General features: G+C 71.0%; 16 protein-coding genes and 5 pseudogenes. 10 read left to right on the forward strand and 11 right to left on the reverse strand.

Annotation, left to right across the window (positions count from 1 at the left end; genetic code table 11):
• Position 1 precedes the first annotated feature (1 nt).
• Positions 2-990 (reverse strand): annotated as a pseudogene (locus LNW71_RS29830) (ABC transporter permease).
• 124 nt (positions 991-1114) lie between these two features.
• Between LNW71_RS29830 and LNW71_RS29835 the strand changes: the two are divergent.
• The 7 genes and pseudogenes from LNW71_RS29835 to LNW71_RS29865 all read left to right on the forward strand — a co-directional run bounded on the left by LNW71_RS29835 (position 1115) and on the right by LNW71_RS29865 (position 6396).
• Complete coding sequence (locus tag LNW71_RS29835) at positions 1115-1744, forward strand: TetR/AcrR family transcriptional regulator (RefSeq protein ID WP_250971033.1); 630 nt, start codon at positions 1115-1117, stop codon at positions 1742-1744.
• Positions 1745-1882: 138 nt separating this feature from the next.
• Positions 1883-2185, forward strand: coding sequence for an urease subunit gamma (locus tag LNW71_RS29840; protein ID WP_250971034.1), 303 nt, complete (start codon positions 1883-1885; stop codon positions 2183-2185).
• A 13-nt stretch (positions 2186-2198) separates the two neighbouring features.
• On the forward strand, positions 2199-2510 hold the full coding sequence (locus LNW71_RS29845) for an urease subunit beta (RefSeq protein ID WP_250971035.1): 312 nt from the start codon (positions 2199-2201) through the stop codon (positions 2508-2510).
• Positions 2503-4224, forward strand: a complete 1722-nt coding sequence (locus LNW71_RS29850; RefSeq protein ID WP_250971036.1) for an urease subunit alpha — start codon at positions 2503-2505, stop codon at positions 4222-4224. The genes LNW71_RS29845 and LNW71_RS29850 overlap by 8 nt, the downstream gene beginning before the upstream one ends.
• Positions 4225-4236: 12 nt before the next feature.
• Positions 4237-4898, forward strand: a pseudogene (locus tag LNW71_RS29855) (urease accessory protein UreF).
• A 50-nt stretch (positions 4899-4948) separates the two neighbouring features.
• Positions 4949-5626, forward strand: a complete 678-nt coding sequence (gene ureG / locus LNW71_RS29860) for an urease accessory protein UreG (protein WP_250971037.1) — start codon at positions 4949-4951, stop codon at positions 5624-5626.
• Entirely contained in the window at positions 5623-6396 is a 774-nt protein-coding gene (locus tag LNW71_RS29865; RefSeq protein WP_250971038.1) for an urease accessory protein UreD, read from the forward strand. Before ureG ends, LNW71_RS29865 begins: the two co-directional genes overlap by 4 nt.
• An 84-nt stretch (positions 6397-6480) precedes the next feature.
• Here LNW71_RS29865 and LNW71_RS29870 read toward each other — a convergent pair whose 3' ends face one another.
• Together LNW71_RS29870 and LNW71_RS29875 are read right to left on the reverse strand one after the other, a co-directional pair.
• Entirely contained in the window at positions 6481-7194 is a 714-nt protein-coding gene (locus tag LNW71_RS29870) for a lysophospholipid acyltransferase family protein (RefSeq protein ID WP_250971039.1), read from the reverse strand.
• A 461-nt stretch (positions 7195-7655) separates the two neighbouring features.
• Entirely contained in the window at positions 7656-8012 is a 357-nt protein-coding gene (locus LNW71_RS29875; RefSeq protein ID WP_250971040.1) for a helix-turn-helix domain-containing protein, read from the reverse strand.
• Between the two features lie 70 nt (positions 8013-8082).
• Between LNW71_RS29875 and LNW71_RS29880 the strand changes: the two genes are divergently transcribed.
• Positions 8083-8643 carry a carboxymuconolactone decarboxylase family protein gene (locus LNW71_RS29880; RefSeq protein WP_250971041.1) on the forward strand — a complete coding sequence of 187 codons (561 nt, stop codon included), beginning with the start codon at positions 8083-8085 and terminating at the stop codon, positions 8641-8643.
• 119 nt (positions 8644-8762) lie between these two features.
• Here LNW71_RS29880 and LNW71_RS29885 read toward each other — a convergent pair whose 3' ends face one another.
• Positions 8763-10079 carry a GAF domain-containing SpoIIE family protein phosphatase gene (locus tag LNW71_RS29885; RefSeq protein WP_250971042.1) on the reverse strand — a complete coding sequence of 439 codons (1317 nt, stop codon included), beginning with the start codon at positions 10077-10079 and terminating at the stop codon, positions 8763-8765.
• A 228-nt stretch (positions 10080-10307) separates the two neighbouring features.
• Here LNW71_RS29885 and LNW71_RS29890 point away from each other — a divergent pair, with 228 nt between their 5' ends.
• Positions 10308-11048, forward strand: coding sequence for a VOC family protein (locus tag LNW71_RS29890; protein WP_250971043.1), 741 nt, complete (start codon positions 10308-10310; stop codon positions 11046-11048).
• Positions 11049-11112: 64 nt separating this feature from the next.
• Here the strand turns inward: LNW71_RS29890 and LNW71_RS29895 are convergent, their stop codons facing one another.
• The 3 genes from LNW71_RS29895 to LNW71_RS29905 all read right to left on the reverse strand — a co-directional run bounded on the left by LNW71_RS29895 (position 11113) and on the right by LNW71_RS29905 (position 12295).
• Positions 11113-11343 carry a hypothetical protein gene (locus LNW71_RS29895; protein ID WP_308294526.1) on the reverse strand — a complete coding sequence of 77 codons (231 nt, stop codon included), beginning with the start codon at positions 11341-11343 and terminating at the stop codon, positions 11113-11115.
• A 177-nt stretch (positions 11344-11520) separates the two neighbouring features.
• The gene (locus LNW71_RS29900; RefSeq protein ID WP_250971045.1) at positions 11521-11829 is read right to left on the reverse strand and encodes a hypothetical protein; all 309 of its coding nucleotides are present in this window, start codon (positions 11827-11829) and stop codon (positions 11521-11523) included.
• A gap of 166 nt (positions 11830-11995) precedes the next feature.
• Positions 11996-12295 carry a putative quinol monooxygenase gene (locus LNW71_RS29905; RefSeq protein ID WP_250971046.1) on the reverse strand — a complete coding sequence of 100 codons (300 nt, stop codon included), beginning with the start codon at positions 12293-12295 and terminating at the stop codon, positions 11996-11998.
• 297 nt (positions 12296-12592) lie between these two features.
• Here LNW71_RS29905 and LNW71_RS29910 point away from each other — a divergent pair, with 297 nt between their 5' ends.
• Positions 12593-13042, forward strand: a complete 450-nt coding sequence (locus LNW71_RS29910; protein ID WP_250971047.1) for a spore-associated protein — start codon at positions 12593-12595, stop codon at positions 13040-13042.
• A 148-nt stretch (positions 13043-13190) separates the two neighbouring features.
• Here LNW71_RS29910 and LNW71_RS29915 read toward each other — a convergent pair whose 3' ends face one another.
• The 4 genes and pseudogenes from LNW71_RS29915 to LNW71_RS29930 all read right to left on the reverse strand — a co-directional run bounded on the left by LNW71_RS29915 (position 13191) and on the right by LNW71_RS29930 (position 19896).
• Positions 13191-15314: a glycoside hydrolase family 6 protein gene (locus LNW71_RS29915; protein ID WP_285802223.1), complete on the reverse strand. Its 2124-nt coding sequence runs from the start codon at positions 15312-15314 to the stop codon at positions 13191-13193.
• Positions 15315-15566: 252 nt separating this feature from the next.
• A pseudogene (locus tag LNW71_RS29920) lies at positions 15567-16319 on the reverse strand (cellulose binding domain-containing protein); the annotation flags it as partial.
• A gap of 33 nt (positions 16320-16352) precedes the next feature.
• Positions 16353-17042 (reverse strand): annotated as a pseudogene (locus tag LNW71_RS29925) (hypothetical protein); the annotation flags it as partial.
• 98 nt (positions 17043-17140) lie between these two features.
• A pseudogene (locus tag LNW71_RS29930) lies at positions 17141-19896 on the reverse strand (glycoside hydrolase family 48 protein).
• Positions 19897-19905: the final 9 nt, after the last annotated feature.

Below are 19905 nucleotides of genomic sequence, written 5' to 3' on the forward strand. Positions count from 1 at the left end.
GTCAGCCCGCCAGGGCAGGCCGGCGCACGGGTTCGGCGCCGGAGGGCGGGGCCGCGGGCCGGCGACGGCCGCCGATCAGTACGGCGGTCAGCCCCAGCGCGGCCCACAGGGTGAGAACCAGGACGGCCCGGCCCGCCGCGCCGCCGTCGAAGAACGCCACGGACCGCAGCAGTGATCCGCCCGCGCCCGGCGGCATCCACTCGCCGATCGTCCCGACCGGCCGGGGAGCAGCTCGGGCGCGCTGGTGACGCCCGAGAAGGGGTTGCCCACCAGCACCATCAACAGCGACCCCAGCCCGACGCCCGGTGTGCCGATCACTGCCGCGAGTCCGGCCACCGCCCCGCCGATCGCGAGCACGGTGAGCCCGAGCGCGCCCGCCTCGCTCCACCAGTCGCCGGTGATGACTCCGAGCCAGCTGTCGGTGAGTGCCGCGGCCACGATCCCCACGAGGGCGGCGACCCCGAGCAGAGCCGCGACGGCCCGGCCGCCACGCAGGCCCATCAGGGTCACCGCGGCGCCGGCGACCACGCCCGCGATGGCCAGGGGCAGGATGCTCGCGCCGAGTACGCTGCCGCGCGGATCCGATGCCGGGACGGCCACCACGTCCGTGACCCGGACCGTGGCGCCGTCCGGGGCCTGGGCGGCGACCGCGTCGTGCAGCAGCTGGGCGACCACCGGGCCCGCGGCAGAAGCGGTCAGCAGTTCGGGGCCGTGCGCGGTGGCGACCACCGCTCCGTATACGGCCCGGTCCTCGATCGCGGTGCGGGCGGCGGCCTCGGAGCCGTACCGGTGGATCTCGAAGGCGCCGTCGCGCTGTTCGAGCCGCTCCTGGAGCCGGTCGGCGGCCGGCGCCGAGCCGACGACGCCGAGGGGCAGATCGTGCGGCGCCATCCGGGCGGCCGGCCAGGCGAAGGCCCACAGGGCGAGGGTCACCACCAGGGGGACCAGCAGGACGACTCCCACCAGGCGCCGGTTCGAAGTGGTGGACATGGCGGAAGCCTCGTTTCGAAGAGAACGGACCCAAAGAGAATGATCGTTCGTTTTATGGGACGGCCTCACTGTCCCGCCGGTCCGGGACCTTGTCAAGAAGGAATGTTCGTTTTAAGTTGAGGGCATGGCTCGCGTATCCCAGGAACACCTCGATGCCCGCCGCCGGCAGATCCTCGACGGTGCCGCGCGCTGCTTCGCCCGCGACGGATTCCACGGCACGTCGATGCAGGACGTGCTGAAGGAGGTCGGGCTGTCGGCGGGTGCCGTCTACCGCTACTTCAGCGGCAAGGAGGATCTGATCGCGGCCATCGCGGGGGAGGCGGTCGGCAGCCTCCGACGGGCGTTCGAGCGGGCCTCCCAGGTCACTCCGCCGCCCGCCCCCGACGTGCTGATCGGCCGGGTGGTCCGGACGCTGTTCGACGGTGACGCGGACGGGGCGCGTGGACTGGACTCGCGGGCGTTCGCCGGGCTGATCGTCCAGGTGTGGTCGGAGAGCCTGCGCAGCGAGCGGCTCGCGGCCACCCTCGCCGAGGCCTACCGGGGCCTGTCGGCGGCCTGGTCGGAACTCGTGTGGGCGTACCGGGAGAGCGGCCTGCTCGCCGCCGACGTCCCCGACGCTCATGTCGCCCGCACGCTGATCGCCACCGCGCAGGGGTTCATCGCGCAGCTGGCCATGTTCGGCGACGCCGGTCCGGAGGTCCTCGAGAACGGGTTGCGCGGGCTGATGTCCATGGATCTGCAAAAGATCAGTTAACGCGCCGGAAAAACTTCGGCTCTAACGTGCAATACCTCGCCGTGCGGCACCGGTTCTACGTTCAACAGCCTGTTGAAGACGGCTAGTGTCGCGCTGCGCCCAGGGCCGGTACCGGGCGGACGACTATGAGGTGGACACGTGCAGCTGACCCCGCACGAGCAGGAACGCCTGCTCATTCACGTAGCCGCGGATGTGGCGGAGAAGCGCCGCGCACGCGGACTGCGGCTCAACCACCCGGAGGCGGTCGCCCTCATCACCTCCCATCTCATGGAAGGCGCCCGCGACGGCCGTACGGTCGCGGAGCTGATGGCATCCGGGCGCAAGGTGCTCACCCGTGACGACGTCATGGACGGCATCGCCGAGATGGTCCATGACGTGCAGGTCGAGGCGACCTTCCCGGACGGCACCAAGCTCGTCACCGTCCACGACCCGATCGTCTGACGGGGCGCCGCCGATGATTCCGGGAGAGATCCTGTACGCGGACGGGCCGGTGCCGCTCAACGCGGGCCGGGCCGTCACCCGCCTCACTGTCCTCAACGCGGCCGACCGGCCTGTCCAGGTCGGCTCGCACTACCACTTCGCCGAGGCCAACCCCGGTCTGCGCTTCGACCGGGCGGCAGCCCACGGTCTGCGGCTGAACATCCCTGCCGGGACCGCCGTCCGTTTCGAGCCCGGCATCCCCGTCGACATCGAACTCGTCCCGCTGGCCGGACGGCGCATCGTCCCCGGCCTGCGCGGCGAGACCGGAGGTGAACTCGATGGCTGAACTCCATCGCGCCGTGTACGCGGACCTTTTCGGTCCCACCACCGGCGACCGGATCCGCCTCGCCGACACCGATCTGCTGGTCGAGATCGAGGAGGACCGCTGCGGCGGACCCGGGCTCGCCGGCGACGAGGCGGTGTTCGGCGGCGGCAAGGTGATCCGTGAGTCCATGGGCCAGGCGCGCACCACCCGCGCCGAAGGTGCCCCCGACACCGTCATCACCGGGGCCGTCATCATCGACCACTGGGGCATCGTCAAGGCGGACATCGGCATCCGCGACGGCCGGATCACCGGGATCGGCAAGGCCGGCAACCCCGACACGATGGACGGCGTCCATCCGGACCTGGTCATCGGGCCGGAGACCGAGATCATCGCGGGGAACAGGAAGTTCCTCACCGCGGGCGCCATAGACGCCCATGTGCACTTCATCTCGCCGACCCTCATCGACCAGGCGCTCTCCTCCGGCATCACCACGCTCGTCGGCGGTGGCACGGGCCCGGCCGAGGGCACCAAGGCCACCACCATCACGCCGGGCCCCTGGCACCTCGCCCGGATGTTCGAGGCGCTGGAGGCCTACCCCGTCAACATCGGCCTGCTCGGCAAGGGCAACACGATGTCCCGCGACGCCATGCACTCCCAACTGCGGGCGGGAGCGCTGGGGTTCAAGATCCACGAGGACTGGGGCGCGACACCCGCCGTGATCGACGCCTGTCTCGGCGTCTGCGAGGAGACCGGCGCCCAACTCGCCATCCACACCGACACGCTGAACGAGGCGGGGTTCGTCGCCGACACCCTGGCCGCCATCGCCGGACGCTCCATCCACGCCTACCACACCGAAGGCGCGGGCGGCGGGCACGCGCCCGACATCATCAGCGTCGTCTCGGAGCCGTACGTCCTGCCGAGCTCAACCAACCCGACCCGGCCGCACACCGTCAACACCATCGAGGAACACCTCGACATGCTGATGGTCTGCCACCACCTGAACCCGGCCGTACCGGAGGACCTGGCCTTCGCCGAATCACGGATCCGGCCCTCCACCATCGCGGCCGAGGACATCCTGCACGACCTCGGGGCCATCTCGATCATCTCGTCCGACTCCCAGGCCATGGGGCGCATCGGAGAGGTCGTCATGCGCACCTGGCAGACCGCGCACGTGATGAAGAGACGCCGCGGGGCACTGCCGGGCGACGGCCGGGCCGACAACCACCGAGCCCGTCGCTATGTCGCCAAATACACCATCAACCCCGCGGTGGCCCAGGGCCTCGACCGGGAGATCGGCTCCGTGGAGACCGGGAAGCTCGCCGACCTGGTGCTGTGGGAACCGGCGTTCTTCGGGGTGAAGCCGCAGACCGTCATCAAGGGCGGTCAGATCGCGTACGCACAGATGGGTGACGCCAACGCCTCCATCCCCACGCCGCAGCCCGTCATGCCCCGCCCGATGTTCGGAGCGGTCGGCCGGGCCCCGGCCGCCAACTCGTTCAACTTCGTGTCGGGCGCGGCGATCGAGGACGGACTGCCGGAGCGGCTCGCACTCGGGAAGAGATTCGTCCCGATCACCAGCACCCGGGGCGTCACCAAGGCCGACATGCGGGAGAACGACGCGACTCCGCGGGTCGACGTCGACCCCGACAGCTTCGCCGTGACGATCGACGGCGATCCCGTCGAACCGGCACCCGCCGCCGAACTCCCCATGGCCCAACGTTACTTCCTCTTCTGAGAACGGGCCACGATGAGCCGCGCAGCCCTGCTCGTCCTGGCCGACGGCCGGTTTCCCGCCGGTGGCCACGCCCACTCCGGTGGCGCGGAACCGGCCGTCGAGGCAGGACGCATCCGTAACGCCGAGGACCTCGCCGACTTCTGCCGGGGCCGCCTCCACACGACCGGGCTCACCGCCGCGGCGCTCGCCGCGGCGGCCGCCCACGGACACGACCCGCTGGCCCTCGACGACGCTGCCGACGCCCGAACCCCCTCACCCGCGCTGCGGGCGGTCGCCCGCAGGCTGGGCCGTCAGCTGATGCGGGCCGCCCGCGCCACCTGGCCGAGCGGTGAACTCGACGCACTGGCACGGGCCCGCCCGCGCGGCGCCCACCAGCCCGTCGTACTCGGCCTCACCGCCCGCGCGGCGGGGCTGGGGCCGCAGGACGCCGCGTACTGCGCCGTGTACGAAACGGTCAGCGGTCCGGCCACCGCGGTGGTCCGGCTGCTCTCCCTCAATCCGTTCGACGCCACCGCCGTCCTCGCCCGGCTCGCCCCGAACTCGACCGGGTCGCCGCGCAGGCAGCCGCCGCGGCGCACGGGAGCATCGACGAGCTGCCCGCCGCATCGGCCCCCCTGCTCGACATCACCGCAGAGGGACACGCCGACTGGCCGGTCCGGCTGTTCGCCTCGTGACCCTGCCCGCAGACCTGCTCGTTGCCCCGAACCACCACAGGAGCCGCACCATGCACCTCGACCACTCCCACCTCGGCCCGGCCGCGGTCGGCGCCGACGCCGCACGCCCCGACGGCACCCGGCGGGCCCTGCGCATCGGTCTCGGCGGTCCGGTCGGCTCGGGCAAGACCGCCACCGTGGCCGCGCTCTGCCGCACCCTGCGCGACCAGCTGTCCCTCGCGGTCGTCACCAACGACATCTACACCCGTGAGGATGCGGCGTTCCTGCTCCGCAACGCGGTCCTGCCGCCCGAGCGCATCCAGGCCGTCGAGACCGGAGCCTGCCCGCACACCGCCATCCGCGACGACATCTCCGCCAACCTCGAAGCCGTCGAGGACCTGGAGGACGCCGTGGGGCCCCTCGATCTCATCCTCGTCGAATCGGGCGGCGACAACCTCACGGCCACGTTCTCCAAGGGGCTGGTCGACGCCCAGATCTTCATCATCGACGTGGCGGGCGGTGACGACATCCCGCGCAAGGGCGGCCCCGGGGTCACCACGTCCGACCTGCTCGTGATCAACAAGACCGACCTGGCGCCGTACGTCGGCTCCGACCTCGACCGGATGGCCCGGGACGCCGCCGACAAGCGGGGCGAACTGCCCGTCGTCCTCACCTCGCTCACCTCCGGCGAAGGTGTCGGGCCCGTCGCCGACTGGGTGCGGGGGCAGCTCGCCTCCTGGACCGCATGAGCGTCCGGGCCACCGCCCGCGTCACCGCCGTACGCGACAGCCGCGGTGCCACCTCGTTCCCCGTCCTGGAGAGCGAGGGGCCGCTCGCCCTGCGCCGGACCAGGGCCACGGCGCCCGGATCCGCCCGCGTCACCGTCGTCGGCGCGATGAGCGCACCGCTCGGCGGTGACCGGCTCGCCATCGAGGTGCGGGCCGGTCAGGGGGTCCAGCTCACCGTCGACGCGACCGCGGCCACGGTCGCCCTCCCCGGACCGGGGCCGGACGCCGGACCCGCCCACTACGACGTGACTCTGGAGGCGGGGGAGGGGGCCGGGCTCAACTGGCGTCCGGAGCAGCTCATCTCCGCCCACGGCAGTCATCTGATCATGCGGACCACGGTCGAACTCGCCCCCACCGCACGGCTGGTGCTGCGCGAGGAACAGATCCTCGGCCGTCACGGGGAGACGACCGGCACCCTCATCAGCAGACTCACCGTCCGCCGCGCCGGCCGCCCGCTCCTGGACCAGCAGGTGGCGTACGGGCCGGGCGCCCCCGGCGGATGGGACGGACCGGCGGTGCTCGGCGGCCATCGCGCCGTCGGACAACTGCTCGTCGTGGACCCGGGGTTCGACGAGAAGGCCCCGGACACCCGGCTGCTGGGACCGACCGCCGTGCTCACCCGTCTCGCCGGCCCCGCCGTGCTGGTGACCGCGGTGGCCACCGACGCGAGGGAGCTGCGCGCGGTGCTGGACCGCGCGGCCGACGAACTGACAGCCCCCGCGAACGGCTGAACACCGCTGAGCGCGGCCGGACCGTCCCGCGCCCGGACCGTCCCGCGCCCGGACGGGCGGTGCCCACCGAGCGCCGGCCCGCCGTCAGCGGCGCAGTTTCGGGAACCTTCCCGTGCGTCCTGCCTGGTCGGCGGCCTTCACCTTGACCGCGTACTCGTCGACGTACTCCTGATCGGACAGGTCGAGGATCGCGTACATGATCTCGTCGGTCACCGCCCGGATCGCCGCCTTCTCGTTCTCCAGTCCGGCGTAGCGGGAGAAGTCCAGCGGTTCGCCGAAGCGGATGGTGACCTGCTTGATGCGCGGTACGACCTTGCCGGGAGGCTGGATCTCGAACGTGCCGACCATGGCGCACGGCACCACCGGCACCTGCGCCCTGATGGCCATGACGGCGACCCCGACCTTGCCCTTGTAGAGCCGCCCGTCCGGCGAGCGGGTGCCCTCCGGGTAGATGCCCAGCAGCTCGCCCCGGCTCAGTACCCCGAGCCCCTCGCGGATCGCCGCCCGCCCCGCCTCCTTGCCCGACCGGTCCACCGGGATCTGACCGGCGCTCCGGAAGAACGCGGCGGTCAGCTTGCCCTTCACGCCGGGGCCGGTGAAGTACTCCGCCTTGGCCAGGAAGGTGATGCGGCGTTTGATGATCGCGGGCATCAGGAAGTGGTCGGAGAACGACAAATGGTTGCCGGCGACGATCGCCGCGCCGTCCGCCGGAATGTGTTCCGTGCCCTCGATGACAGGGCGGAAGAACAACCGCAGCAGCGGCCCCAGGACGACGTACTTGAGCAGGTAATAGAACACGGGCGGCTCCTAGCTCTGCCGGGACGGCTGCACGGCTGCGTTGTGCCAGGTCAGCAGGCATCTCGGAGGACGACAGCCTAAGTGCAGCTGTCGCCTCGTGTACCCCTCTTCGGGCGGGTCAATGCGGACGTGATCCCGGCTCCACTGACCGGGTGTCAGGCTGGGTCACCTTAGTAAAGGGCACCCGCCGTGCCTCCGGCGGCCGCACCGACGCAGCCGGATCGACTGGCGGATAGCCCGAACGGGTGGGGCTTTCGATACCTCGCCCGCGCGGCCAATCCGCGGGCGGCGCGTCTCCGAATGACTCCTGGAGCGGGCCTCACGGGGAGAGGCCTGCCTCATCCGCTCGGGGCCGGGTCGGTAACCTGGCAGGATCCGGCCCCGAGCGTGCATCGCCCGCTGCGCACGCCGGATCGGCTGGGGCAGGCTCGCCGTGGCCGGCTTCTTCCGCGGCCGTTCCATCAGCCCTCGGGGCCTCCTGCGTCGGTCCCCGTTTCCTTCGCCCACCGTCGGCTCCAGGCGTCCAGTGGGCTCAGCGCCTCCACGAGGTCCTGGCCGAGCCGGGTGAGGTGGTAGCCGTCCCCGTGCAGGGTCAGCAGGCGGGCGCCGGTCAGCTCCTCGAGCCGGGTGCTGAGCACACTGGAGGACATGCGCTCGCATCGGCGCTGCAGTTCGCGGAAGCCTGCCGGGGCTTGGCTCAGTTCCCACAGGATGCGCATCGTCCAGCGCCGCCCGAGCAGGTCGAGTGCGGCCATGACAGGACGGCCCGACTCCGAACCCCGTACGGGCGCACCCGGCCTTGGCTGGCTGCTTTCCATGTCCACTCCTTGCGCTTCGGTTCTCGAAGCATCATAGTGATGCGAAAATCGAAGCAGGAAGAGGTGCCGCATGCCTCGCATCGAACCGCTCCACCCCCCGTACCCTGCGTCCGTCGAGCACGCGCTCCGTCGGTGGATGCCCCCCGACGTGCCGCACGAGCCGCTCACCCTGTTCCGGGTGCTGCACCGCAACCCCGAACTGGCCTCACGCATGTTCGCCCTGGGCGCCGGACTGCTGGGCCACGGGCTGCTCCCCGCCGCCGACCGTGAGATCGTCATCGCCCGCGTGACCGCGCGTACCGGCTGTGCCTACGAATGGGGAGTGCACGCCGCCACTCTCGCCCGGCAGGCCGGGCTCAGCCCGGAACAGCTCCGGGCGACCACCGGCATCGACCCCGGCACCGCCACCTCATGGCTGCCGCGCCATCAGGCACTGCTCGACGCCGTCGACGAACTGCACGAGACGGCGCAGCTCTCGCAGTCGGTCTGGGATGCCCTGCGGATCCACTACGAGGAGGCGCAGCTGCTCGAACTCCTCGTACTGACCGGCTGGTACCGCACCATCAGCTACCTGGCCAACGGCCTCCTCCTGGAGGAGGAGCCCTGGGGCGCCGGCTTCCCGGCGGGGTGACCGCAGCCACCCCGCAGCCGGGGGACGGCGGGCTGTCGCGCGGGTCGGGGTGCCGCCCTGCTCGGGCGCGGGACCACGACCTCGGAGCAGCAGGACCGCGGCGCGCGCTGCGGTGCGGGTCAGCGGCGGGGCGGGACGCGCAGGGCGAGCAGGGCGGTGTCGTCGCTGGCCCACCCGGAGTGGTGGGATCCCAGGATCCGGGTGATCCCGTTGACGGTGGCGGCAGCGTCCAGGCCGTGGCAGTCGGCCAGGGACCGGGCGAGGGCGTCCTCGTCGAACATCGGCCGTGCGGCCCCGACGGTGTGCCGGGACCGGGCTTCGCAGGCGCCGTCGGTGTAGAGGAGCAGAAGGTCGCCAGGGCTGAGGCGGAACCGGACGTCGCTGAGGGTCACATGGTCGAAGACGCCGAGGAGGGTGCCCGGTGTGCCGAGTTGATGGACGCGTCCGTCGGCGCGGCGTACCAGGGCCGGCGGATGGCCGGCCAGCGCGAGACGTCCGGCGAGGCCCGAGGGCGTGAGGCGGAAGGTGGTGTACACGGCGGTGAGGAAGCGTGGGGAGTTCTGTTCCCGCATCGCGGTGTTCAGGCGCCGGAGGAGATCGGCGGGCGACGGGTGCTCGCCGGCGTCGGCGCGGACGGTGTAACGGGCCATGGCGGTGACCTGCGCGGCTTGGATCCCTTTGCCGCAGACGTCTCCCAGCACGGCACCGAAGCCCGAGCCGCGGGTGCGGAAGAGGTCGTAGAAGTCGCCTCCCACCTCCACGTGCTCTCTGTCGCTCTGCGAGGCGGGCAGGTAGGTGGCGGCGGTCTCGAGACCGGGGACGGGGCGAAGCGCCGGGGGAAGCATGCCCTGTTGGAGGGTGTGGGCAAGGTCCGCGGACAGCTGGTGGGCCTGCTGGGAGGCGGCCAGCGACTGACGGAGGTGGACTTCCGAGGAGACCGAACGGGCCAGGGTGGCGAGGGTGGTGAGATCCGCCGGGGTCCACTCGCGCGGGGCGTCGTCGATGACGCAGAAGCTGCCGAGGACCTCACCGCCGGGGCCCAGCAGCGGATAGCCGGCCCACGCGCCGATGTTCATCGGCACCAGGGACGGATGGTCCCGGGTGCGGGGATCGGCAGCGGCGTCCCCGACTATGAAGGGGCCCCCCGCAAGGCCGACGAGGAAGTAGCAGAAGCTCTCCCCGACCGGACTCTGCCGGTCGGCCGTCTCGGTGGCGTCGACACCGAAGCAGGACTTCCAGAACGAACGGCTGCCGTCGACCAGCGTGACGAAGGCCCGCCCCGTGCCGGTTATCCGCGCCGCGAGCGAGGACAGGTCGTCGAAGACGTTCTCCGGGCCGGTGTCCAGCAGGCCGGTGGCAGCAACCGCCGAGAGCCTGGCGGGGTCGGAAAGCGCTGCGGGGAGCCCGTCGGCCCGCACCCCACCCGCGAACTCCATCACTACCCTCTCCACCCACTTCGTTCACCGGATATCCGCGATGGCCCGGATCAGGTAACCATGGCCTGCGCCCGGCTGTCACCTCGCCGGAGGGCGGGGCTCCGGGGGGCGTGCCGGAGTGATGTCCCGGCCGCGACGCGTGACGTCGGACCGGCGGGCGGCGCGGGTCGCTCCCTGTCCGGCGACGGTGCCGACGTCGTCGTGGAACGGGCGCATAGGATCGCCGGTATGGCATTGCGACCTGTTCAGGTGAACATAAAGGCCCTTGACGACTCGGCGGTGGGCCGCTTCTGGGCGGACGCGCTCGGCTGGGGTGTTTCCAGCGAGGGACCGGGCGTGACCAACGTCGAACCCGGCGGCGGCTTCGTCTGGCCTGACGCGGCCGCCGTCTGCATCGACGTCGTGGCCGTCCCGGAGCCCAAGACGACGACGAAGAACCGCGTGCACCTCGATCTCGCCACCACCTCCGCGAGCCATCAGGCGGAGTTGGTCGCGCGTCTGAAGGCTCTCGGTGCGACGCCCGCCGACGTGGGCCAGGGCGACGTGCCGTGGACGGTCCTCGCCGACCCGGAGGGCAACGAGTTCTGCGTGCTGGAGCCTCGGGAGATCTACCGGGACACCGGACCGGTCGCCGCCGTGGTCGTCGACTGCGAGGATCCGCGTGCCATGGCCCGGTTCTGGGGCGAGGCGATGGACTGGACCCTGCACGAGGTGACCGACGATTGTGCGGTGCTGCGCTCCGCCAAGGGTGTCGGCCCGTATCTCGAGTTCCTCCGCTCCGGCGCGAAGACCGTGCCGGACCGCGTCCACATCGACCTGCTGCCCTACGCCGGAGACGACAGGAGTGCGGAGGTGGACCGGCTGCGGACCCTCGGCGCCACCGACCTCGACCTCGGTCAGGGCGACGTCTCGTGGACGTGCCTGGCCGATCCCGAGGGGCACGAGTTCTGCGTCCTCGGCCGGGCCTGAAGCGGAGCACTGACGACCCCCGCCGGGCCGGACGGAGGGCCCGGGTGGTCAGCGGGGGTCCGGGTCAGATGGTGGGGGACATCTTCCTGGCCGTGCTGCAGTGCCCGGCCTTGTGATGACGCCACAGCTGGACCACGGTCCAGGCCAGCAGGACGGTGAACACGGCCAGGAACAATCCCGCGACCCCCACCTGTCGCCCGCCCGCCGACCGGTCCTGCTGGAGAACCAGCCCCAGCACGGACAGCAGCACCCCCGCCGCGTACACCGAGCGAACACGCCTCAGTTGGCGCACCATGCGAGGAGCAAGAGCAACACGCTTCACCAGAGCCATACTTACCTCACTACCCACCTGCTCCGGGAGTAGACCGTTCCGGTCCTCCCCGCTTCCACCGGTCCGGCGGGGCTCCACCGGACCGGGCGGTTCCGCGGGCCGAGCAGGCGGTGTCGTCCCTCGCCGGCTCAGCCCGCGCCGTCAGAGATCGCTGTCGATTCCGGTGACGGCCGGTGTTCCCAGCGGTGCGTCCTCAGCTGAGAACCCTGTCTCCTGCAGCGCCGTGGACACCAGTGCGGACGCGTCGAGTTCCGCTTCGTACCGGTCCGTGGCTTCGACTTCCAGGCGGATGGAGAAGGTGCCGTCGTCGTTGAGGGTCAGCAGGTCGAGTCCTTCGCTTCTGCTCAGGTCCGTGTGCCGCTTGGCCAGCTTCTCCTCCAGGGCCGCACGGGAGGTGTCGGTGATCTCGGTGACGAACGTTCCGGGGACTGTGATGACAAAGGTGGTCACGACGGCTCCTGTCTCCATTGCGTAAGCGGCGTGTTGTCCGGCTTCCCCCATTTTCAGCTCCGAACCGGTGCCGGGGGCTATCCGGGCGATGCCCGGCGCGTGCCCGAGCCGTCCAGGCGTTCGACGGCATCGGAACGCGTCGGAGAGCCGGGCTCCGCCCCGGCGCTCAGAGCCCCAGTCCGCCCACGACCTTCAGCTCCTGCCTGGTGAACTCCCCGTTGAGCATCGGCATCGCCCGGCCGATGGCTGCCTTGACCTCGGGCAGCTCCAGCGAGGCGTCGTGATCCTCCTTGGACCGCCACACCTCGGTGACCCAGATCGTGTTCTCGTCATCCTCGGACACGCTCACGAGGTACTGCTCGCATCCCGCGGCGCGAAGACCGTCCAGGCCGCTCAGCAGCAGCGAGACGACTTCGTCGCGCCGGCCGGGCCGGGTGCCCATGGAACCGATGTAGCCGTACCGCATGAGGTGCTCCTTGTGGGGCGCGGCTGTGCGGCGCCCAGCGGGAACCGGCGGGCCCGACCACGCTGTTGTGGCAGTCGTGGGTGCACTCCGAGCGATCCGGCCCCCGCCCGACGCGTCGCGTTCTCAGCCGGAGGATGAGGGTGACCGTCCGGTCGTCATCGTAGTCGGTCAGCGCGTCGCCGCCCGGAAGATCCGCGACGCCCCGATACTTCGGCATGAATCCGGCACAACCATCCGGGCCCGTTGAGGGTCACATCAAGTGGGAGCAAACGGCTCTCAGTTCCACAAGGGGGAAAAATGAGGATCAAGCGCAATGTAGCGGTCGCAGGAGCGTTCACCGCACTGGCGGTGGGCGCCACGACCATGCTCGCCACGACCGCCTCGGCCGCACCCAACGTCACACCGCAGAGCGTCTGCGGCAGCGCCTACAAGACCGTGAACTCGGCACCCATCAGCTCGCTGGGCACCGTCTACCTGACGTACAACTCCTCGAACGGGAAGAACTGCGTCGCGACCATCCGCACCAACCCGGGCAAGGCCAAGGACATGGGCACGTACGTCTACGTCCCCGACACCGACGAGTGGGCCGGTGACTCCGGCCGTTACACGTCGTACGCGGGGCCGGGCTACGTCTACGGCAAGGGCCACTGTGTGAGCTGGGGCGGCAACATCGACAACGTGTACGTGTCGGTGGACAACTCCAACTGCGCGTCCCTCAAGGAGCACCGGGTCACCGAGGTCCGCTGATCCGGCTGCACGCCCCGTGCCGACGCGGCGTCGCCCGCTCTGCCGGACGTGACACCGCCCGCTGCCGGATGTCCGGCAGGGGGCAGGTCGTTGAAGGCCCCGGGCCCCGCCGCCATGTCAGTGCGGCGGCGAGGGGACGGGAGCGGGATCAGGGGGCGGTGCCCCAGGAGAGTGCGCCGGTCACGTACACGCCGATCTTCGACGCGTCGGCGAAGGTGGTGCTGGCCGAACGGCTGTAGTCGTCGGCCTCGTTGAAGTTGGACCAGTCGCTCTTGTTGAGCCGCAGCTGCATCTCACCGGTGGAGGCGCCGGCGGCCAGCGTGCCGCTGCCGAAGCCGACCTCCAGGTAGTGACTGGCACCGGCAGCCGAGCCGCCGGAGGACTTCACGCCGTGAGTCAGGTTCCCGCAGCCGATCACCGCGTAGTCGCACGCGGTGCCGAAGGTGGAGGCCCCGGCCTCGGGAGTGAACCAGTAACGCACCTTCACCGTGGACAGGTCCACCGCGGCGCTGCCGGTGTTGACCAGTTGCAGACCCATCCGGATCTGGTTGTCGGTGGCGGAGGAGTCGTTGTTCTTGTACTGGACCTTGAGGGCGCCCGTACCGGTGCCGCCGCCCGCGGACGTGGTGGCTGAGAGCGCGCCGGATGCCGCCGAGACGTTACCGGCCGCGTCCTTCGCCTTGACCGTGTAGCTGTAGGCGGTCGAGGCCGTCAGACCCGTGTCCGTGTACGAGGTCGTGGTGGAGGAGCCCACCTTCGTCCCGCCCCGGTACACGTCGTAGCCCGTCACACCGGTGTCGTCGGTCGACGCGGTCCAGGACAGCGAGACGCTGCTGCTGGTCTTCGCCGTGGCGGTCACACCGGTGGGTGCGGTCGGCGCCTGGGTGTCGTCGTCACCGCCACCACCGGGCGTGCCGTCGAGCGGCGGGTAGGCGTTGCGCACGAGCTCCTGGAACTGTGCGGAGAACCAGTGACCCGCGAGCGGGGAGTTCGGCAGTGCGCCGGTCAGGCTGTTGCCGTTGCGGCCGTTACCGGTGTACGTGGGGTCGCACATCCGGTCGAAGCCCTTGCCCTCGTCGTTGTCGATGGGGGCGCTGTTGCCGTCCGACTCGCCCGGGGGCTTCGCCCAGACGTACGCGTCGATGCCGGGCTCCGGGGCAGCGGTGGGACGCTCGCCGATGCCGGCGCCGGTCTGGTTGCACCAGTTGCCGGCGTGGATGCGGCGGTCGACCCGGCCGCCGTTGATGTAGGCGTCCACACTGGTCTGCGGACCGGGGCCGGCGGGACGGTCGGCGCCGCCCCAGCCGTTGCGGGCCGTGTCGATCAGCATGCCGATGTTCGAGGCGAAGCCCTGGCTCACCAGCTCGGTGCGCAGCGCCTGGGCGAACGACAGCTCATCGACGTAGTAGTTCCAGTCGATCCACTTGGACTGACGGACCTGGGTGCCGTTCACCGTGTCGGTGACCTTGAAGTTCGGCTCCTTCAGGGCCGAGTAGTTGGCCGTGTTCACGATGAAGCCCGTGACGTCGGCGACCGTGGCGCCCTCGGACGTGGCGGCCTTCTTGAACTCCTGTGCCGCCGGGACGAAGTTGGAGTCCCAGCCGAGCCAGCCGTGGTGGGCGGCGTCGATGTAGTTGTAGACGTTGGGAATGGCACCGAGGGTGTGCAGGGCGTAGCCGACACCCTTCTCGTAGTTGCCGTTCGCCTTCATCGTCGCGCAGGCGTCGGTGGAGCCGGCCGAACCACCGGCGTTGGTGACGATGTTGGGAAGCGAGTCCGGCTCGATGATCGTGACGATGCGCAGGCTCGCGTACGCCGGGTCGGCGAGGATGTCGGAGATCGGGTCGATGTACTCGTCCTTGTACCGGCCGAGTTCCGTCGGGCCGAGCTCACCGTTGGACGCCAGCGCGGCGCAGTCCCGTCCCGGCAGGTCGTAGATGACCACCTGGAACAGGTTCGCGCCCTGGTCCAGTGCCGTGTCGAGGTGCTCGCGCAGCCCCTTCGCGTCGGCCGAGCCCTCGATGGCCGCGATGCGGTCCATCCAGACGAAGGCCGGTGTGTCGGCGATGGCCGCGCCACCCGGTTCGGCCGCGGCCTTGGCGGACCAGTCGGGGTTCACGTACGCAGTGGCGCCCACGTAGGGGTTGTCGACCCGGGCCGCCGCCGAGGCGGGGGTGGGGATGGCGACTGCCAGCGCCGCACCCATGGCCAGGGCGGAGAGTGCGGCCAGCCTTCGGCGTAGCCCGTGCATGATGGTGCCTCTGGTTCTCATTGCGGCTCCGTGCTCCTCTCGTACGCCTGCGGAAACTCCCCGCAGACGGGTTCGTGGGGTGTGACTCGGGGACGGCCGGGCCGTTGGGGCTCGGTGCCCCCGTCAGGCCGGCGTCGGCGGCCTGCGGTGCGTCGGTGAGGACGGTGGTGGTGCCCCGATGGCGGGCACAGCGGGGCGGTGGTCAACCCGCCATCGGGAGTGCGGAGTCGTGTCCGGGCCGAGGACCTCTCGTTTGGCGAGGCCGGCGACCGGTCACGGGGCGGCGCCCGCGGTCAGGACACCGTTGACGTACACGGCGACCTTCGAGGCGTCGGCGAAGACGGTGTTGGTGGCCCTGCTGTAGTCGTCGGCCTCGTTGAAGGCGGACCAGTCGCTCTTGTTGAGCCGCAGCTGCATCTCACCGGTGGAGGCGCCCGCGGCCAGGCTGCCGCCGGTGAAGCCGACCTCCAGGTAGTGGTCCGCGCCCGGCCCGGCGGAGCCGGACGACGCCACCCGGTGGGTGACGGACCCGCAGCCGATCACCGCGTAGTCGCACGCGGTGCCGTACGAGCCGGCTCCCGGCTCGCCGCTGAACCAGTAGCGGAGGGTGACGTCCCTCAGGTCCACCGCGGTGGCGCCGGTGTTCACCAGCTGCAGGCCGGGCCTGATCTGGTTGTCGCCCGGCGACGAGTCGTTGTTCCGGTACTGCGCCTTGAGCGCGGCGGTCGTCCCGCCGCCCGGCCGGGTGCTCGCGGTGACCGCCGAGGAAGCCGCCGAGGTGTTCCCGGCCGCGTCCCTGGCACGCACGGTGTAGCTGTGCGAGGACGAGGCGGCAAGTCCGGTGTCGGTGAACGAGGCCGAGGCCGAGGAGCCGGCCTTCACCCCGTCGCGGTAGACGTCGTACCCGCTGACTGCGGTGTCGTCCGAAGCCGGGTTCCAGGACAGCGAGACCGAGCTGTCGGTACTTCCGGTCACGGCCACGCCCGTCGGCGCGGTCGGTGCCTGGGTGTCCTCCCCGCCCCCGCCGGGCTCCGTGCTCGCCGCGAAGGAGAACTCGTTCATTCCCAGGCCCTGACCGCCCTGCCAGATCTCGAACCCGGCCTCCGCGTCGATCAGGTAGTGCGCGGGGCTGATGGAGCCGCGCCCGACGCCATCGTCGATCAGGCCCTTCACATCGAAGTCGGTGAGCGCGGTGGCGCCGCCCTGGAGCACGTACGAGATCACCTTCCAGCCCGAGGCACCAGGCCCGGTCCAGACGTCCCAGGTCCTGCCGTCGAGCTGCACCGTGGCGGTGCGGGAGCCGATCGGCTGGACACCGCCGCGATGGTTCATCCAGATCATCAGCTCGGTGCCGTCCGGCTGGTCGTCGGTGACCGGCGCCGAGTTGAACCAGATGTCCATCGACACGTTGTACGCGCCGGAGCCGACCTGGGTGGTCGACCAGTCGGTGCGCACGCTCTCCAGCTCGTCCACCCGCAGCGGCAGCCCGCTGTCCGAGGTGCACAGGCCCCAGTGGCAGCCCTTGTAGCTGGAGGGGTACGTGGCCGGGGCGCCGTTCGTCGGCAGGGAGAACGAGGACTTGGTGACGCTCCAGGCTCCCGTGTCCGGGTCCACGGCGACGCACTGCTCGGCCTCGGAGTTCCACTCGTTCTGCTGGTAGAGGTACTGGCCGTCCTGCAGTTCGGTGGTCCCCCACGGGGTGCAGTCGGTGGCCGGTGCCGCGGTCGCCGCCGAGGCGCCGGTGAGCATCGACGCCGCGGCGAGCACGACGGCCGCCACCGCCCCGGCCACCGCCGGGAACCTTCGGCCGGGGCGTCCCCCGGGCGCGCCCTTCACGGGGTGGCCGCTCACGGCTCGATCCCCCAGGCGAGGGTGGAGCCCACGTACGCCGCGACCTTCGACGCGTCACCGTAGACGGTGTTGGCGGCCCGGCTGTAGTCGTCGCTCTCGTTGAAGTTGGACCAGTCGCTCTTGTTGAGGCGGAGCTGGAGCTCGCCCGTCGAGGCGCCGCCTGCCAGGGTGCCCGCGCCGCCGGTGAAGCCGACCTCCAGGTAACGGTCGGCGCCGGTCTTCGGGCCGGCGACGGCGACCACCTTGTGGGTGATGTTCGCCGAACCGAGCGCGGCGTAGTCGCAGTACGTACCGAAGGTGCTCGGGCCCCGTCGGAGGAGAACCAGTACCGCAGCTTCACCGTGGACAGGTCGACCGGGGCGCTGCCGGTGTTCAGGACCTGCAGGCCCAGCCTGATCTGGTTGTCGGTGGCGGAGGAGTCGGTGTTCTTGTACTGGACCTTCACCGCGCCGGTGCCGGAGGATCCGCCGGTCTTCGTGGTGGCGGTGACCGCGGCCGACAGCGCCGAGGTGTTGCCCCCCGCGTCCCGGGCCGCGACCGTGTAGCTGTACACGGTGGCCGCGGCGAGGTCCTGGTCGGTGAACGTCCGCGAGGTCGCGTTCCCCGCCAGCACCCCGTTGCGGTACACGTCGTATCCGGTCACCGCGACGTTGTCGGTGGAGGCCGACCAGGACAGCGCCACCGTGCTGTTCGTCGTCCCGGTCACGGTGAGCCCGGCCGGCGCGGTCGGCGGCTCGGTGTCCCCGCCCGGCTCGCCGCCGCCCTCCACCAGCAGCTCCGCGTAGATCGCGAAGGCCAGTGCGAGCGCCGCCTGTGCCCAGAAACGGTGGTAGGTGAAGGTGGGCGCCGCGCCGCCGTCCAGGTACGCCTGGACCTTCGGCCAGTCCGGGTCGTCCTTGTACCAGCTGCGGATGTCGAGGAAGGTGGCACCCGGCTCGACGGTGTCGCCGTTCGGCATGGTGCCCGACCACCCGGCCGGGATGTACACCTCGTCGTCGAACCGGTTGTAGTCCTTCCTGGTCTCCGGCACCGAGATGCCCTTGTCGGTGGTGTTCAGCGCCATCGCGTCCAGCAGCGCCTTGGCCAGCGCCCCGGCGTCCTCGTCCCCCGACTTGGCGGCGTAGTAGGTCAGCGTCTTGACGTACGCGGCGCCCACGCCGACGTCGTTGGCGTAGTCCACGACCGAGACGTGCAGGCCCGCGTTGTCCCCGGGGGACGTCGCGTTCCAGGTGTCCGGCTGACCCGTCCAGCTCAGGGTGGAGGGGAAGCGGAACGTGCCGTCGGCACCCACCGTCGTCTCGGCCGAGGCCCAGGCCACCCACTTGGACAGCACCGCCTCCGCGGACGCGTTGCCGGTGACGTAGTAGTACGCGGCCACGCGCTCCATGCCCCAGGCCTGGAAGCCGAACCAGTTGTTGCTCGGCGGGTCGTGGTAGACCGGCTGCCAGTCGTAGGCCATGCCGTAGAAGGTCGGCGTACCGGCCGGCGGCTTGCTGTAACTCCCCTCCCAGCTGTTGGTGCAGCCACCCGCGAACGCGCCCTCGCTCGACTGCAGCCAGGTCAGGAACTCCAGCTGCCGGGTCAGGCTCTTGGACCAGTCGCCCCTGGCCGTGGCCGACTTGGGGGTCAGCGCCGGTACGTTGGACAGCGCCCAGGCGGAGAGCGGATTCTGGTAGCCCTGGTGGGAGGCGCCGTCACCGATGCGCCACGCCCAGCCGCCGCCGCTGCCCCCGGCCGCGCCGCCCCAGGCGTAGTACCAGGACAGCAGGTAGTGCTGGGAGTCCCGGCCCGAGGCGGCCGGGCAGGAGGCCGGGTCGGTGCAGTCGCCGATCCGCTTGAAGTACTTGTCGAACATGGCGTAGCGGAGGTAGTCGCCCATCTTGGCGGCCTTCGCGACCGAGGCCGCGACCTCGCTCCCCTTGCCCTGGTCCGAGGCCCAGCGGAACGCCCAGTAGGCAGCCTGTACCGCGCGGGCGTCGGCGTCCGGCGCGTTGGTGTACTTCCACTGCTTGGCGTAGCTGGCGTCGCCGACGAACAGATCGAGATATCCGTTGGGGCCGCCGTAGTTGAAGAGATCGGTGGTGGGCTGCGGGACCGTCTCCCACACCGATTCCTGCGCACCGCGCTGGTAGGTGTTGATGTACGAGGCCCCGGCGCCCGGCCCGGACTCGCCACCGGTGCCCGGCTTGTTGCCGTAGCCGTAGATGTTGTCCAGGTCCATCAGCCAGTGCATGCCGTAGACGTCCATCGTCCCGTAGGAAGCGGCGAGTTCGGTGGCGAGCGGATCGGTGCCGACCTTGACCGTGCTGTCCAGGGCGGAGGGGTAGCCGTCCGGCAGGGGGTGCTCCGGTGCGTAGGTCGCGGGGGCCGCGGGGTTGTACGAGCCGCTGGTCGACTGGTCGGCGTGCTGCGGGATGATGGTCTTCTCCGCCACCGCCCAGGCCGCGTTGAACGGGTCCCAGTCACCGGTCACCCGGCCGTACGCCGCCTCCAGCCACATCCAGAAGCTGACAGCCTCCGACGTGGTCTCGTGGCCGTGGTCCGGCGCCTCGACCATCAGGGTCTCGACCGAGTGGTACGGGAGACCTTCCGGGCTGAAGTAGCCGTTGGCGGCCGCCTTGATCTTGCCGTACTGGGTGAGGAACGCCTGGGTGTAGGGGTCGTCCGCCGCTGCGGCACGGGCGCCGCTGCCGCCCGCCGGAGTGGCGGGCCTGGCGACGGCGGTGCCCTGCGCCACACCCATGGCGAGCAGGCTGCCGCC

This window comes from Streptomyces sp. RKAG290 (assembly GCF_023701695.1).
Lineage (GTDB): Bacteria > Actinomycetota > Actinomycetes > Streptomycetales > Streptomycetaceae > Streptomyces.

Bases quoted from the DNA above. Each gene is read 5' to 3' on its own strand.
- LNW71_RS29915 (WP_285802223.1), bottom strand. From the start codon at position 15,314: ATGAGAACCAGAGGCACCATCATGCACGGGCTACGCCGAAGGCTGGCC.
- LNW71_RS29845 (WP_250971035.1), top strand. From the start codon at position 2,199: ATGATTCCGGGAGAGATCCTGTACGCGGACGGGCCGGTGCCGCTCAAC.
- ureG (WP_250971037.1), top strand. From the start codon at position 4,949: ATGCACCTCGACCACTCCCACCTCGGCCCGGCCGCGGTCGGCGCCGAC.
- LNW71_RS29895 (WP_308294526.1), bottom strand. From the start codon at position 11,343: ATGGTGCGCCAACTGAGGCGTGTTCGCTCGGTGTACGCGGCGGGGGTG.
- LNW71_RS29835 (WP_250971033.1), top strand. From the start codon at position 1,115: ATGGCTCGCGTATCCCAGGAACACCTCGATGCCCGCCGCCGGCAGATC.
- LNW71_RS29850 (WP_250971036.1), top strand. From the start codon at position 2,503: ATGGCTGAACTCCATCGCGCCGTGTACGCGGACCTTTTCGGTCCCACC.
- LNW71_RS29885 (WP_250971042.1), bottom strand. From the start codon at position 10,079: ATGGAGTTCGCGGGTGGGGTGCGGGCCGACGGGCTCCCCGCAGCGCTT.
- LNW71_RS29890 (WP_250971043.1), top strand. From the start codon at position 10,308: ATGGCATTGCGACCTGTTCAGGTGAACATAAAGGCCCTTGACGACTCG.
- LNW71_RS29875 (WP_250971040.1), bottom strand. From the start codon at position 8,012: ATGGAAAGCAGCCAGCCAAGGCCGGGTGCGCCCGTACGGGGTTCGGAG.
- LNW71_RS29910 (WP_250971047.1), top strand. From the start codon at position 12,593: ATGAGGATCAAGCGCAATGTAGCGGTCGCAGGAGCGTTCACCGCACTG.
- LNW71_RS29865 (WP_250971038.1), top strand. From the start codon at position 5,623: ATGAGCGTCCGGGCCACCGCCCGCGTCACCGCCGTACGCGACAGCCGC.
- LNW71_RS29880 (WP_250971041.1), top strand. From the start codon at position 8,083: ATGCCTCGCATCGAACCGCTCCACCCCCCGTACCCTGCGTCCGTCGAG.
- LNW71_RS29905 (WP_250971046.1), bottom strand. From the start codon at position 12,295: ATGCGGTACGGCTACATCGGTTCCATGGGCACCCGGCCCGGCCGGCGC.